The sequence below is a fragment of the Desulfonema magnum genome (assembly GCF_017377395.1).
Classification (GTDB): Bacteria; Desulfobacterota; Desulfobacteria; order Desulfobacterales; family 4be13; genus Desulfonema_C; species Desulfonema_C magnum.
This window is the reverse complement of the sequence record NZ_CP061800.1, coordinates 6,021,395-6,035,869: the sequence shown is the minus strand read 5'-3', so window position 1 is coordinate 6,035,869 and position 14,475 is coordinate 6,021,395. Positions and strand designations below refer to the sequence as shown.

Genomic DNA, 14,475 nt, shown 5'->3' with positions numbered 1-14,475 from the left:
GCCGTGATGAACTCTACAGGTTGGGTTGAAGAACGAAACAGCAAATCCGGCGTGCAAAAATGCAATTTTTGCACTCCGGATGAAAATGCAAAAATAAAATTTTTGCACGCCGGATAAAAATGCAAAAATAAAATTTTTGCACGCCGGATAAAAATGCAAAAATGCAATTTTTGCACGCCGGATAAAAACGCAAAAATGCAATTTTTGCACTCCGGATGAAAATGCAAAAATAAAATTTTTGCACTCCGGATGAAAATGCAAAAATAAAATTTTTGCACGCCGGATGAAAATGCAAAAATGCAATTTTTGCACTCCGGATAAAAACGCAAAAATGCAATTTTTGCACTCCGGATGAAAATGCAAAAATAAAATTTTTGCACTCCGGATGAAAATGCAAAAATGCAATTTTTGCACTCCGGATGAAAATGCAAAAATAAAATTTTTGCACTCCGGATGAAAATGCAAAAATAAAATTTTTGCACTCCGGATGAAAATGCAAAAATAAAATTTTTGCACTCCGGATGAAAATGCAAAAATAAAATTTTTGCACTCCGGATGAAAATGCAAAAATAAAATTTTTGCACTCCGGATGAAAATGCAAAAATAAAATTTTTGCACTCCGGATGAAAATGCAAAAATAAAATTTTTGCACTCCTCGTTCTTTATTTCGAAATTTCCTTCAAAATCCAAATCAGCTCTTCGGGGCCGGTCTTTCCGTCGCCGTTCACATCCGAATCGGGGCAGATATCGCCGGTGTCCGTTCCTGAAAGCACCCGCATCACCCGCAAGGCATCTTTCATGTCAATGACTCCGCTGGCATCGGTATCCCCGGGCAGACAGCCTTCCACGGTGATTCTGATTTCCGAATCAGCGGACTCGTCGCCAATCTCACTGGTGTGACGGGTGATGTCGCTCACACCGTCACAGTCTGTGTCATAAGACACGGCTCCGCCAAATGAGATCGTTTCTCCGGTCTCTGTTCCGGGTCTCACGCTCAGGTCAAACGAAATTTCCGCACTTTCGCCCGTCCCGATGTCACCGGTCCACTCAAGCTGATTCAGTTCGCGGTCATACACGGGATCGGATGCCTTTCCGGGAGTCCGAAATGCGGACCGGATCACCGCACCGGCCGTATCTGAGGAACATTCGGTATTTCCAGGAAGCGGAAGCACAAACCTCACGCCTTCCGCAGCCCTGTCCCCGGTGTTGGAGATCGTGGCCGTGTAACGCAGAACCCCGCCCGGAGCCACGGTATCACCGCCGTCCGTCTCAATCCGGCTGTCAGCTCTGAGTTCCGGCCCCGTGGTCACGGTCAGGGCGAAACCTGTCTCCGCTGTCGTGCTTCCGTCGCTCACGGACACGGTGACGTTTGCCGTGCCGGACATGCCTTTCACCGGCGTGAGAATGACGGAGCGGCTCTCGCAGGAACCGCGGAATTGGATGCTTTCCGCAGGCAGGAGACCGGGATTGTCCGACACTGCTGAAAATCTCAGGGCGGACAATGCCGTGTCTTGGTCGCTCACGGTGAAATCCGCCTTGGCCGGAACCTCGTCATCCGTGCCGAGATCGCTGATGCGGGAGACAACAGCGGCATCAGCCGCATCCAGCACTTCAACGGAGAGCTGCTTTGTGAAAACAGCTCCGGTACTGTCCGTGGTCATAACCCGGACGCTTCGGGATGCGGCCGCCTCAAAATCAAGCACGGCAGTTGTCCTCAGCGCATCACCTTCAATGGCGAAAAGCGCATTGTCCGTGTCGCCTTCGCCGGAGACCAGCTCATAGGTGTGACTGTCATCAGCGTCATCGTCCTTTGCGACAAATGTTCCCACGTCTGTTCCCGGGGGCATGTTCTCGGACACGCGGCTGTGACTCCGCAGGGAAAGACCGGACGGGGCTTCCGGAACATCTGTGACGATGATATCGAAATGGCAGGTTTTCAGGTTGCTGTGAGCGTCGTGCGTCTGTATCCAGATGCGGCACTTGTTTTTCCTCTCAAAATCAAAGGGCTTTGTCGTGATCAGCCGGTTTCCGTCAATGGAAAAAGAGATATTGCATCCGAGAACGCCCCCGGGAGCAAACAGGGCATAAGTATGGGTGTCTCCTCCGGGAGTGGCATCCTCGGCAAAGAGATTTCCGATGAGTGTTCCCACGGCCTGGTTCTCCGGAACGATGATCTCCCTGCCGCTGCCGGAGGCAAAGCTCCCGATCAGTGTGATATCACTGGGAAGCGCATCATATGCCGGGCAGGCCGCTGTTATTATTTTGGCGATGACCACATACTCGGAGCTGCCGCTAGCGTTGTATGAACAGATCCGGTACGAATACTGCCAGCTGCATCTCAGTGTGGTGTCCGTGAAACTCGTGGCATCTGCCCCGGTCATGGTGACCCGCACCCACGGCGACATGCCGTCTGTGCGCTCTATGATAAAGCCGGTCTCGTCGGCGCTGTTGTCCGTCCATGTAAGCCTGATCCGAGTGTCGGAAATTACCGTTGTGGTCACGCTGGTCGGGGCGGCAAGTGTTCCCCCGGGAGGAGGAGACGCTGTTCCGCCGCTCCATGCCGTGGTAACATTGTATGGTACTGTCGCATTCTTAAAATGAATCCACCCCACGTTTTCGCCCCACGCGTAACCGTCAAAAGAGCCGCCTGCGCCGATGATGACACCGCTGCCGGTCGGGCCGAAATTGATCCAGCCCGCATTCTCGCTCCAGCCATAGCCCGAAAGTGTGCCGGAGCCGTTGTTGTTCACGCCGTAATTCGTAGCAGAGGTGTTGGTGTAGGTGTGCGCTGTCCCAGCGGCGAATGTTCCGAGCCGTATCCAGCCGATATTTTCATGCCAGACATAGCCTTCGAGATGGTCATCATACACGGTGACGCCGCCGCCGGTCGGGTTGAAATTCGCCCAGCCCGTGTTTTCGCTCCATGCGTTGCCCGTGGTGTTCGCGTGGGCCGAACCGCACATCACCGCAAGCAGAGCGGCCATAATTGCTGTTTTTACAAAGTTTCTGAAAATCATTTTATCCTCCTTGCTTTTTTTGAAAAACGGTGCTAAAGGAAAAACAGGATATATTGAAAAAATCTGACTGATCCGGAATACCAAAATCTCCGGATGAAAGGAGTCATCCCATGTCCTCTGCTGCCCTCAGCGAAGTGCTGAAACAGGCGGAACTACTGACCCGGAAAGAGCAGTTGCAGCTTGCCGTCCGCCTCATAAACAAAACGCGTCGATCCGGAATCTCGCTAAAATGGAAAGACATTTGCGGCTCGGTTCCGTATCCCGCACTTGGAGAAGACGCACAGATTTGGATATCCCGAAACCGTGCCGAATCCGATTCGAGCCGTGAAAAACAATGGTCGGCCGCATGAATATTCCTGAATATCTGTCCGGCATCAGCCGCCTGTTCCTTGACACAGCGCCTGTGATTTACTATGTCGAAGCCCATCCGCTTTATCTTCCCAGGGTTGAAAAAATCGGTGGTGTTCTAAAACTGGACTTTTCTGAAATCTGTGTTATTATAGTGTAGTCATTCAGGAGTAAAAAACTATTTTCGGAGGAATATTTCGATGGCACTGATTCCTGTCCGCTGTCCGCTTTGCGGAGGTGAGAAAGTGAAAAAAAGAGGAAAAACAGATGACGGAAAGCAGCGTTACCTGTGTCAGAATGAGAATTGCGAGGCAAAATCTTTTCTTCTCGACTATACATATAACGGAAGAAAATCAGATATTAAGCACAAAATTATTGAAATGAGTCTCAGCGGCAGCGGTATCCGGGACATCGCCCGCGTGCTGGAAATCAGCACGGACACCGTGATAAGCGAATTAAAAAAAAAGGAAACTCTTCTCGACTCGGTGAATTCCGAACTCCTTAAAACTTTGGAACATACTGAAAATATTGAGGTTGACATATTGAAAGTTGAGGAGGCTGAGGCGGATGAGATGTGGAGTTTCGTGGGCAAAAAGGAGAATCAGAGGTGGCTCTGGCACGCCGTTGATCACAAAACCGGAAAAGTTCTCGCATATACCTTCGGAACGCATGAGGACAAAGTCTTCCTCGAACTGAAAAGGCTCCTCGAACCTTTCGGAATTGTAAAGTTTTATACTGACAATTGGGGTGCTTATGAACGAAATCTCAATCCTGCGAATCATGAGATAGGTAAAAGAAACACTCAGAAAATAGAAAGGAAACATCTGACTCTGAGGACGAGAATAAAACGTCTTGCGAGAAAAACAATCTGTTTCTCCAAATTGGAGAAGATGCATGATATCGTCATCGGACTGTTCATCAATGTATATGAATTCGGACTAGTAATATGAGTAATAAAAAATGACTAGCTCCAAATTTAGAACACTACCAAAAAATCTTTGAACTGATAGATAAAGGCTTGCTCACGGCTGTCACTTCTCCGATTACCCTTTCCGAATGTCTCATACTGCCGTACCGCCTGAATTCGGAAGCGCTTGAAGAAAAATTTTCCGCCCTGATTGTCAGCGGCAGCAATATGATGTTTATGCCGATTGATGACAGCATTGCAAAGCAGGCGGCAAAGCTGAGAGCAAAATACAATCTTTCATTGGCCGATGCCTTACAGATTGCCGCCGCACTTGCCGCTGGATCCGATGCCTTTCTCACCAATGATATTGCACTTAAACGGGTTCGTGAGCTAAAAATTCTGGTTATAGAGGAAATTGCTCCGGAGGGCTGAATTTAAGGTTTGCACCCTTTTCAAAACCACACGAATTTCATTTAGTCAGGATTGATTGGTATTTAAGAAGGATAACAGGCTTATCCCGAATAAATAAAAATCAATCCTGACTAAATGCAATCTGTGTAGTTTTTTTGAACGCCCCCTTGCAACCCCCCGTCAAAGTGCCCAAAGCACCAAAGCACCAAAGCATCAAATTGTCCTCAGCGAACGGGCCAGACATAGCGGGTGCCCATCGCCTTATCGGCGGTGTTCACGTAGCCGTTGTCCAGACCCACGTTCCAGGCGTTGGTCGTAGTGACAGCATAGGTAGTAGAAGACCAGTAGTAGTCCTCCTTCACGTCGATAAAGGGATGTCCCGATGGCAACTTCACTGAAGTGGTCACACCATAGTCAATCAGGCTTTGCAGTTCTCTCACCGTGGGAAGCCGCCAGTCAGTGTGAGTTCCTGCCGTATAATCATCACATGAGAAATCCTCCACCCCGTTCAGGCGGGAAATCACATCAAAAGTTTTATCTGCTCCCGTACCCCAGTTTCCATTCCCCATGCAATCCGCATCCTTCAGCCAGGTCAGCCCGGTCAGGTTGTCTGTCACCGTGCCGTCGTTGTTGTCTGTGAAACGGGAGCCTGACAATGGAAAGCCTTTTTGCAGGTCGCCGTCATCTCCGGCAACATATTGCGTAGTCTGTCCGGTTTTGGGAACAAGAGCACGTATCAGGTTGTAAATGTCATCCAGCGTATGCCCGGTTCCGGCGGTTGGTCCCGAAGACGGCCCGGCAAAATGTACCCCCCGCTTTGTCCCTTCTGTCCCGTCCAGCAGGCGGTTGTAAATGTTCTCCAGCGTGTACATGGCTGTTCCCGAATCAGACGGCGGATTTGTCTGATTCAGATTCCCGGCATACGCAACACCCGAAACCAGCAGTGCCAGCAGGCTCAGAAAAACTGTGAATCTTCCTTTTTTGTTCATTTCTCAGTCTCCTTTGTTTTTGGTTAAAAGTTAAGGTCTTCTCCGGTTTTTCGCTACAAGGATTTCATATAAGAAGAGGGATTTGAAATCCTTTCTTATGAATCCCCATTCTTATATAAAATCCCTGTAGCGAACCTCCGGAAATAAAAAACGCCGCCTGTCCCCCCATCCTGTTTTCAGGCGGAAAGGAACAAACGGCGTTTGGTGACAGCGATTTCCCGAAATTTACAAAGTCCGGGCGTGCTTCTTGACTGATTGATTGATTGATTGATTGATTGATTGATTGATTGATTGATTGATTGATTGATTGATTGATTGATTGAAAAATGCCTGATTTTTTAGGCAAGTCAAGCATTTTCTTTAAAATATTTGCAAAGGGATTCATTAAGATGTTTCCTTATTTATTTTGGACTGTCCCAATCTCAGACGATTTTTTTGAGTCGGCATACGGCGTATAAGGGCATATATACTGCTCACGGGGGCAGCCGACTGCGATCCGGAGTGCCAAATTTGTCAAACTGTAAGTTTATAAAGCCATACCTGGGCTCTCTAAATCAGCTAATTTTCTTTGCCTGCTTTTCGGATTTGCCCTTCGACAAGCTCAGGGCACGGCCTCGGGTCGTTCGTTGAGCTTACGGCGACGGGTCGCTCGCCGAGCTTGTTGAAGCGAACCCCGGGGAACAAAAAACCGGGTAAAAAATGGCATTTTTATACACCTAAACTATACCTTAATACTCTTAACAAAACAATTTGTAAACAATTATTTTTGCAAAAAATCAGAAATTTAGTTATTATAAAATTTATTATCGGGAATAAAAATATTCTTTTATTTTCCGAACACCGATCCGGCTTCCGCTTCCGCATGGCAGGGATGTTGTTGTTCACCCGGGGATGTTTTCGGTGCGGAAAACAATGAAAAGGAGGGGCCATGATGAACTCTACAGGTTGGGTTGAAGAACGAAACAATGAATCCGGAGTGCAAAAATTTTATTTTTGCAGACAGCGAATCCGGAGTGCAAAAATTTTATTTTTGCAAAACCAAAGGGATAAAAATGCAAAAATGCAATTTTTGCACTCCGGATAAAAATGCAAAAATGCAATTTTTGCACTCCGGATAAAAATGCAAAAATAAAATTTTTGCACTCCGGATAAAAATGCAAAAATGCAATTTTTGCACTCCGGATAAAAATGCAAAAATGCAATTTTTGCACTCCGGATAAAAATGCAAAAATGCAATTTTTGCACTCCGGATAAAAATGCAAAAATGCAATTTTTGCACTCCGGATAAAAATGCAAAAATAAAATTTTTGCACTCCGGATGAAAATGCAAAAATGCAATTTTTGCACTCCGGATAAAAATGCAAAAATGCAATTTTTGCACTCCGGATAAAAATGCAAAAATAAAATTTTTGCACTCCGGATAAAAATGCAAAAATAAAATTTTTGCACTCCGGATAAAAATGCAAAAATAAAATTTTTGCACTCCGGATAAAAATGCAAAAATAAAATTTTTGCACTCCGGATAAAAATGCAAAAATGCAATTTTTGCACTCCGGATAAAAATGCAAAAATGCAATTTTTGCACTCCGGATGAAAATGCAAAAATGCAATTTTTGCACTCCGGATAAAAATGCAAAAATAAAATTTTTGCACTCCGGAAATAAAAAACGCCGGATGGCGAGGAACAACCGGCGTGATATGACAAAAGGGCCTGTCCGAATCTTACAGCGTCAAGATGCACCTCTGATGATTGATTGGCGGATCGCCCAGTCCCCGCCCGGTTCTGATTGCCCGGGCGGGCTGAAATGACGAGAAGGCTTCATCTACGCAGCTCTTTTTCCGGTCGGCATCACCAGCATATGATAGCCGTAATCCAGCAGGATATCCATTGTTTTATCTCCGGAAAATTCTGTCAGTTCCAGCATTCTTTCCTCGGTTCCAGGCTCGGTTACGTTAATCCACAGGCTTTCAGGGTCCTCCGGACTTTCCGTAACATCAATCAGTTCTATCTCCGGAAATTTTTTTCCAATCTGATTCATAAGTTCCTCAATAAGTTCTTTCTGCCTGAAATTTATCATTTTTCCAATTCCTTTCCGATAAATGTGAGCATATCTTGCGCTTTTTTAATTTGCTGAGAGGCTTCACTTTTGCTCACACCTTTGTCCGAATAGTCGGCACGGTTTCTGACACCCTGCATTTTCATCAGATGAGAACTCAGTCTGCCGGGATAAATTTTCCGGCGTTTGATCAGCTTGCGGCTGAATTCCGCCTGAACCCATTTGTGGTCAAAATTCCCTCTTTTTGCTCCCTGATCCAGAAGGGCGGCAATGGCTGCCTGAAATGCCGCAAAATAAGCACGATTTGCGCAGGCATTATAACGGGCTGTTGTCAAAACAGACCCGGGCAGCCTTCAGATTCTCTCCGGCCTTGTTAAAAAATTCCGTTCTCATTGTGAACTTTTGTTTTTTTATTAACAAGTTGCAAAGATGAAAATTCCCGTTCCCCTCTAAAAGGGGAGAGCGTCCGTCCGACAGACATGCTCCCCCTTTTTTTCAAAGGGACTGGGGAACTTCCATCTGCCGAATTCTGACAATTTGCCAACTTCCTTTGTCCTAAAAATAATTTTTCGCCATAATAACCTGAACAGAATGATTTGTAAAGATTCAGTTTGAAAAAAAAATCATTTTTTTTCAATTTATATAGGACGTTGTTTGTCAGCAAATTTGTTTTGGGAAATAAAAATATGCCCTTTTCTCCCGAAGACCGAGGATGTTCTTTGTTGACACAACGGGACTTTCAACGTATTCTGACAGCAGAAAATGATAAAAAGGAGGGACCGCCATGAGCGCAAATTTGCGGAAACAGGTTGACACATTGGAGACAAGGACGGACTCGCTGGAGAGCATACTGGGGCAGTTCATCTCCTCGATGAACAGCACAATGCTTCGTCAGGAGGCCGACACCCGGGCTTTCAAAGACGAGATGAGGGCTTTCAAAGATGAGATGAGGACTTTCAGAGAGAACACGGACAGGACGCTGACCCGCATGGAGGCGGACACAAAGGCACTCAAGGAGGAGATGAGGGAATCCAAAAAAGAGATGCGGAATGACAGCAGGAAGCTTCGCCAGGAAATCGGGAGGCTTGACAACAAGATAGGAATGCTGGTCGAGGACATGGTCGCCCCCAACATACCGGGTGTCGCGGCCGAATATTTCGGGGACAGCCATTTCCGCTTTTCCGGACTCCGGATAAAAAAGCCGAGGGGGGAAGACCTGTCCGCGGAGCGGGAGTTCGACTTTGTTGCCATCTCGGAAAAAAACTTTTACGTCAACGAGACAAAGTCGAAGCCGAGACCCGAGGATGTCCGGGGTTTTCTCGAAATGCTGAAGGAACTCCCGGAATATTTCCCGGAGTGCCGGAACAGAAAAATTATTCCCATCTTCTCATCCCTCCATATTCCCGAGAACATGGTCATAAATCTCACCCGGCACGGAATCTACGCCATGGCCATGCGGGAGGACACCATGGATCTGCTGAATTTTGACGAGGTGATCGGAACATAACAAAAAACAGAAACAAAAAAGTATCCCTGAAGATGCAAAATCAGATTTTCTTTTATAGAACAGGGTTACAAACCCCGCCCGGCAAAGAACTCGATGACCAGTCTTTTTTAGCTTGCCTGATTCTTTTTCTTCCTATATATGATCATAATTCAAATTGAGAATTGAGAATTGATAATCAGTAGATGGAAAATATCAGAAACTCCCCCTTTGAAGGGGGAATTTCCATCTACTGATAATTTGATAAAATACTGATTATAAAGGATTTAGGGGAGGGCTGACCAAGCCCATATGCATCAGGCTAAGATCGTAACTCATTGTTTTTATTAACCCGTGATCTGCCGGACGGGGTTTGCAACCCCGTCCGAAATATTTTCCGACCCCCGAAAACAAACGTTTCGGACGGGGTTGCAAACCCCGTCCGGCAGCCGTCCGGCAGTCTTAGCCTGATGCATATGCCGACCAAGCCCCGTAGGGGCGGCATATTTGTAGCACCATGGGTGTCACCCAAAGCCCCGCAGGGGCGGCATATTTTGTGGCAGCAAATATGCCGCCACCGGGCTGCGGAATGAATTACTGCAAATATGCCGCCCCCCGGGGCTTTACCGGCCTCCCCTAAATCCGTTATAATCAGATAAAATATGCTGTCCCTTTGGGATTTTTCAAATTCGCTTTTAATAGAATTTATTCTGAAAATCTTTAACTTACGAGGTGAACAATGAAAACGGTAAAAATCCTTTTGATCCTGTTCTTTTTTAACACACTTGCAGCTTCTGCCCAGCCTCCGGCAAAGGTGCTGATGTCAAAGGTCTTTGAAAAAGAAGTTGCAAAAACCAATCAGATAGTCGGTGTTGTGGATTTTGACAAACGCTCAGGAATATCCTCGGAAGTGAGCGGCCTGATTGACAAACAATCTGTTGTTGAGGGTACTGTTGTCAAAAAAGGAGATGTTCTGGTCAGTCTGAACACAGATTTTATCCAAAAAAGCATCGAGATTATGAAAAAACAGATCCAGCAGGTGGATATAAAAATTCAGAATACCCGGAAAAATCTGAAGCGATACGAAGTGCTTTTCAAAAAAGATGCTGCAAGCGAAAAGGTCTATGATGATCTTGGTGACAGCTATAAAGAACTGATGAAGGAAAAAGAGATCATACGCAAGAATAAGGAAAAGCTTGATCTTGAAATAAAGAAAAGCGTCATCAGAGCGCCGTTTGACGGACTGATTCTGGAACGATACAAGAACGAGGGAGAGTGGGTTTCTCCGGGAACTCCGATCTGCTCTCTGGCTTCCATTGGCGATGTGTTTGTCCGGGTGGCTGTTTCAGAAGAACTTGTAAAATACATCAGATCAGGAGATGAGATTTCCCTTAAAATCAATGCGCTGGAAAAGGAATTTACTGGCACGGTTAAAAATTTTGTGCCGGTCGCGGACATGAAGAGCAAGACGTTTCAGATCAAGGTGGTGATTCCGTATTTTGAAGATATTATCCAGAATATGTCAGCCACTGTAAATGTGCCTGTGAGTAACAAAATGAAGCTGAAAATGATCAAGCGGGATGCGCTGGTTCTGTTTCAGGGGAAAGATTTTGTCTATACAGCCGAGGAAGGCAAGGCGAAAATCCTCCCGGTCAACATTGTGGCTTATGAAGGAGAATATATCGGGGTTGATAATCCCTATATCGTTCCCGGCATGTCGGTTGTCATAGACGGCAATGACCGGTTAAGGCCGGATCAGGCGGTTGAGGTGATTGAAAAAGAGAAATAACAAATTGCAAACTCCAAATAAATAACAAAAGAAAGCCGGCTTTTACGGGCAGGGAGAACGCCTCATCCGGGGAAAAAAGCCGGGTTTCTCCCCCTGTAAAAAAGATGAGCCTTAAAGAAACCCGGCTTTTACGGGCAAAGAAAGCCGGCTTTTACGGGCAGGGAGAACGCCTCATCCGGGGAAAAAAGCCGGGTTTCTCCCCCTGCATTTGGAATTTGTCGTTTGAGAACTGAAATTTATTTAGAAATAGAACATTTCACTTTCATAGGAAAAATTCGTGGACTTCATAAAATTTTCAATATCAAAACCCGTTTCTGTATTTGTCGGCATTATCCTGGTGGTTCTTTTCGGCCTGACCGGAATAAACAAACTTCCATTACAGCTTACCCCGGATGTTGAAGCCCCGCAGATCACCGTTTCAACCTTATGGCCCGGTGCAACCCCTTACGAGGTGGAAAAAGACATCATAGAAGAGCAGGAAGAGGTCTTAAAAGGCATCCAGCGTCTCACCTTAATGGAGAGTTCCAGTTATAACAGCATGGGTGAAATCACCCTGACATTTGAAGTCGGCACAGATATTGACGCTGCCCTGCTCAGGGTTTCCAACAAACTGAACGAGGTGAGACGTTATCCTGACAATGTTGAAAAACCCGTGATTGACGCGTCCGGCGCGCAAAGTTCCCCTGTGATCTGGATGGTCATGAAGACAAAGGACGGTGATCCCTCAAAAATAAACACCTACCGGACATTTTATGAGAATGATGTGCGCCAGTATCTCGAGCGGGTTCCCGGAGTGGCCTCGCTTTTTGTGTTCGGAGGCTCGGAAAAGCAGCTCGAAGTGGTGATTTCTCCCAGTAAGCTTGCGAAATACAATCTTACAATCGGTGAGGTGAAGAAGAGACTTGAGACATCAAATGTGAATACGTCCGCGGGCGTTCTGGGGCTTGACAAAAAAAATTACAGGGTGAGAACTGTGAGCCAGTTTCAGAATCTTAATGATCCCATGGACGTGCTTCTGAAAGATGACGGGATCCGAAGAATCTATCTGAAAGACATCGCGTTCACACGGTTCGGCTATGCAACCAATGATGTGTCGGTCATGCACAACGGATATCCGGTGATTGTAACTGGCGTAAGAAAAGAGCAGGGCGCGAATGTTATCGAACTCACCAGAAAAATGAAAGCGGCTGTTGAAAAGTTAAACAATGGGATTCTCAAAGACAACAACCTTTACTTTGATATCGTTTATGATCAGACCCCGTATATCAACAGAGCCATTGATCTTGTCAAGGATAATGTGATTATCGGCGGCATACTGGCACTTAGTGTACTTCTTGTATTTCTGAGAAGCGTCACTTCGACACTGGCCACGGCCATTGCGATTCCCATCTCTGTTATTGGGACGTTCATATTTATGTGGCTGTTTCACAGAAGCCTGAATGTTGTCAGTCTCGCGGGGATATCCTTTGCCGTGGGGATGCTTGTGGATAATGCGATTGTTGTTCTGGAAAATATTGACCGTCATCGGAAAATGGGAAAATCAGCAGCCCAGTCGTCTTATGACGGCGCCCAGGAGGTCTGGGGAGCGGTCTTTGCTTCCACAGCCACCACCGTGGCGGTTTTTCTTCCGGTCATTTTCATTCAGGAAGAAGCCGGGCAGTTGTTCAAAGATATCGCCATTGCCATCACCTTTGCCATTATGATCAGTCTTGTGGTATCAATATCGGCCATCCCCACTATCACAAACCTGTTTTACAAGATTTCCAAGAAAAAGAAAACCAGAGGTGAGGCCCTTGGAAAGATAGGAAATTCTCTTTCAGAAATATTACTGTTTTTTTCCCGCATGACGTTAAAAAACTGGTTTACCCGAATTGTAACAGTGGCTATTCTTACTGGTGCGGCCTTTGTTGCCGCGTCAATACTTATGCCCAAAGCGGAATATCTGCCCCAGGGAAACCGAAACCTCATCTTAAACATCCTCATACCGCCGCCAGGATATTCCATTAACAAACGGCAGGGAATGGGAAATTTTATTTTCAAATCCACAGCTCCTTATTTCAAAGAAGATTACAAAGACGGGGTTCCGCAAATAAAAAATATGTTTTTTGTTTCCGCAGACCGTATTACGCTGTTCGGTGCCATCAGCAAACATGAAACAGAAGCTCCGAAAATGATGCCCGTCCTGACGAAAATTATGAATTCCATTCCCGGGGTTTTCGGCGTCAGTATTCAGGCAGGGATTTTTCAGAGCGGGATCGGACGCGGGAGAACGGTCGAGGTGAATATTTCCGGAGAAGATATTGACAAAATCATCGGAGTTGCGAGAATATTGTTCGGTGCCATCAGCGGAGAATTAAAGAACGCGCAGGTCCGGCCGGTTCCTTCCCTTGAGAACAGCTATCCCGAGGCCAATTTTGTTCCGAACCGTTCAAAGACACTCGCAAACGGTCTGACGGAAGAGGATTTGGGCTTATATATTGATGTGGTCATGGATGGCAGAAAAGTCGGAGAGTTTAAACCTGAACAGGCCAAAAAAATGGACCTTGTGCTGCGAACAGATACGGCAGATATTCAAATTCCTGAAAATATTTCCGAGAGCGTCATTGCAAACCCGTTTGGGAATTTAATTCGGATTGCAGATATTTCGGACTTGAAATATGCACAGGGAATGATGCAGATTGATCACCTTGAGCGAAAAAGAAATATCAAACTGGAAGTCACACCGCCTTCGGACCTTCCGTTGCAGCAGGCCATGGAACTCATTGAAAACAAAGTCATAAAAGGGCTTGATGAGGCTGGAAAGCTGGAAGGAACAAGCGTCACTGTGGGCGGAAATGCGGACAAACTGAGTCAGGCAATGGCCGCTATCGGATTTAATCTGATCATGGCCGCGGTTATTGTTTATCTCCTCATGTCCGCTTTGTTTGAAAATTTCTTTTATCCGTTTATCATCATGTTCTCAGTTCCTCTTGCCGCGGCAGGCGGTTTTATGGGACTGCGCCTTGTTGACTGGCTGATCGCACCCCAGCCGTTTGATATTGTGACCATGCTGGGATTTATTATTCTGGTGGGCACGGTGGTGAATAATGCAATTCTCATCGTGCATCAGTCTCTGAACAATGTGCGATATGAGGGATTCGTGGGCATTGAGGCCATTGTTGAATCGGTTCGCACCCGAATCCGTCCGATTTTCATGAGTACAACCACCAGCCTCTTCGGTATGTTGCCCCTGGTGATCTCCACCGGCGCGGGGAGCGAGCTTTACCGAGGGCTTGGAAGTGTTCTGCTGGGCGGTCTGGCAGTTTCAACAATCTTTACTTTGTTTGTCATACCCGCGCTGCTTGCGTTTTTTATCAGGTTTGAAAAAGCGAGACATGAGAATTAAGTACCTGACCATAAGTTTTCGATATTTGCCCGAGGAAGAAACCCGGCTTTTTTTCCGGAATGATTCGCTGACCCTGAAGGAAAAAGCCG

The 14,475-nt window shown here is 46.3% G+C and carries 13 protein-coding genes; 8 read left to right on the top strand and 5 right to left on the bottom strand.

Annotation, left to right across the window (positions count from 1 at the left end; translation table 11 throughout):
- Positions 1–662: 662 nt before the first annotated feature.
- A complete protein-coding gene (locus dnm_RS23070) occupies positions 663–3,017 on the bottom strand; it encodes a DUF11 domain-containing protein (RefSeq protein ID WP_207679244.1) in 2,355 nt (784 codons plus the stop codon).
- A gap of 110 nt (positions 3,018–3,127) precedes the next feature.
- Here dnm_RS23070 and dnm_RS23065 point away from each other — a divergent pair, with 110 nt between their 5' ends.
- From dnm_RS23065 to dnm_RS23050, 4 genes are read left to right on the top strand one after another with little or no spacing between them, the layout of a single operon-like run.
- Positions 3,128–3,367 carry a hypothetical protein gene (locus tag dnm_RS23065; RefSeq protein ID WP_207679243.1) on the top strand — a complete coding sequence of 80 codons (240 nt, stop codon included), beginning with the start codon at positions 3,128–3,130 and terminating at the stop codon, positions 3,365–3,367.
- Positions 3,364–3,525 (top strand): hypothetical protein, encoded by a 162-nt coding sequence (locus dnm_RS23060; protein ID WP_207679242.1) that lies wholly within the window; start codon positions 3,364–3,366, stop codon positions 3,523–3,525. Before dnm_RS23065 ends, dnm_RS23060 begins: the two co-directional genes overlap by 4 nt.
- A gap of 40 nt (positions 3,526–3,565) precedes the next feature.
- A complete protein-coding gene (locus dnm_RS23055) occupies positions 3,566–4,315 on the top strand; it encodes an IS1 family transposase (RefSeq protein WP_207679241.1) in 750 nt (249 codons plus the stop codon).
- A gap of 44 nt (positions 4,316–4,359) precedes the next feature.
- The gene (locus dnm_RS23050) at positions 4,360–4,704 is read left to right on the top strand and encodes a type II toxin-antitoxin system VapC family toxin (RefSeq protein ID WP_337833623.1); all 345 of its coding nucleotides are present in this window, start codon (positions 4,360–4,362) and stop codon (positions 4,702–4,704) included.
- A 203-nt stretch (positions 4,705–4,907) separates the two neighbouring features.
- Here dnm_RS23050 and dnm_RS23045 read toward each other — a convergent pair whose 3' ends face one another.
- Together dnm_RS23045 and dnm_RS23040 are read right to left on the bottom strand one after the other, a co-directional pair.
- Positions 4,908–5,672, bottom strand: a complete 765-nt coding sequence (locus dnm_RS23045) for an Lcl C-terminal domain-containing protein (protein ID WP_207679239.1) — start codon at positions 5,670–5,672, stop codon at positions 4,908–4,910.
- A gap of 64 nt (positions 5,673–5,736) precedes the next feature.
- Entirely contained in the window at positions 5,737–6,057 is a 321-nt protein-coding gene (locus tag dnm_RS23040) for a hypothetical protein (protein ID WP_207683805.1), read from the bottom strand.
- 1,211 nt (positions 6,058–7,268) lie between these two features.
- On the opposite strand from dnm_RS23040, the gene dnm_RS23035 reads away from it, so the two are divergent.
- On the top strand, positions 7,269–7,481 hold the full coding sequence (locus dnm_RS23035; RefSeq protein WP_207679238.1) for a hypothetical protein: 213 nt from the start codon (positions 7,269–7,271) through the stop codon (positions 7,479–7,481).
- A 14-nt stretch (positions 7,482–7,495) separates the two neighbouring features.
- Here dnm_RS23035 and dnm_RS23030 read toward each other — a convergent pair whose 3' ends face one another.
- Together dnm_RS23030 and dnm_RS23025 are read right to left on the bottom strand one after the other, a co-directional pair.
- Positions 7,496–7,750 (bottom strand): hypothetical protein, encoded by a 255-nt coding sequence (locus dnm_RS23030; RefSeq protein WP_207679237.1) that lies wholly within the window; start codon positions 7,748–7,750, stop codon positions 7,496–7,498.
- Positions 7,747–8,064, bottom strand: coding sequence for a HEPN domain-containing protein (locus dnm_RS23025; protein ID WP_207679236.1), 318 nt, complete (start codon positions 8,062–8,064; stop codon positions 7,747–7,749). The genes dnm_RS23030 and dnm_RS23025 overlap by 4 nt, the downstream gene beginning before the upstream one ends.
- Positions 8,065–8,513: 449 nt before the next feature.
- Between dnm_RS23025 and dnm_RS23020 the strand changes: the two genes are divergently transcribed.
- From dnm_RS23020 to dnm_RS23010, 3 genes are all read left to right on the top strand, one after another.
- Complete coding sequence (locus tag dnm_RS23020; RefSeq protein WP_207679235.1) at positions 8,514–9,236, top strand: hypothetical protein; 723 nt, start codon at positions 8,514–8,516, stop codon at positions 9,234–9,236.
- A gap of 715 nt (positions 9,237–9,951) precedes the next feature.
- Entirely contained in the window at positions 9,952–11,001 is a 1,050-nt protein-coding gene (locus dnm_RS23015; RefSeq protein ID WP_207679234.1) for an efflux RND transporter periplasmic adaptor subunit, read from the top strand.
- 277 nt (positions 11,002–11,278) lie between these two features.
- A complete protein-coding gene (locus tag dnm_RS23010) occupies positions 11,279–14,386 on the top strand; it encodes an efflux RND transporter permease subunit (RefSeq protein WP_207679233.1) in 3,108 nt (1,035 codons plus the stop codon).
- The last annotated feature ends 89 nt before the right edge of the window (positions 14,387–14,475 follow it).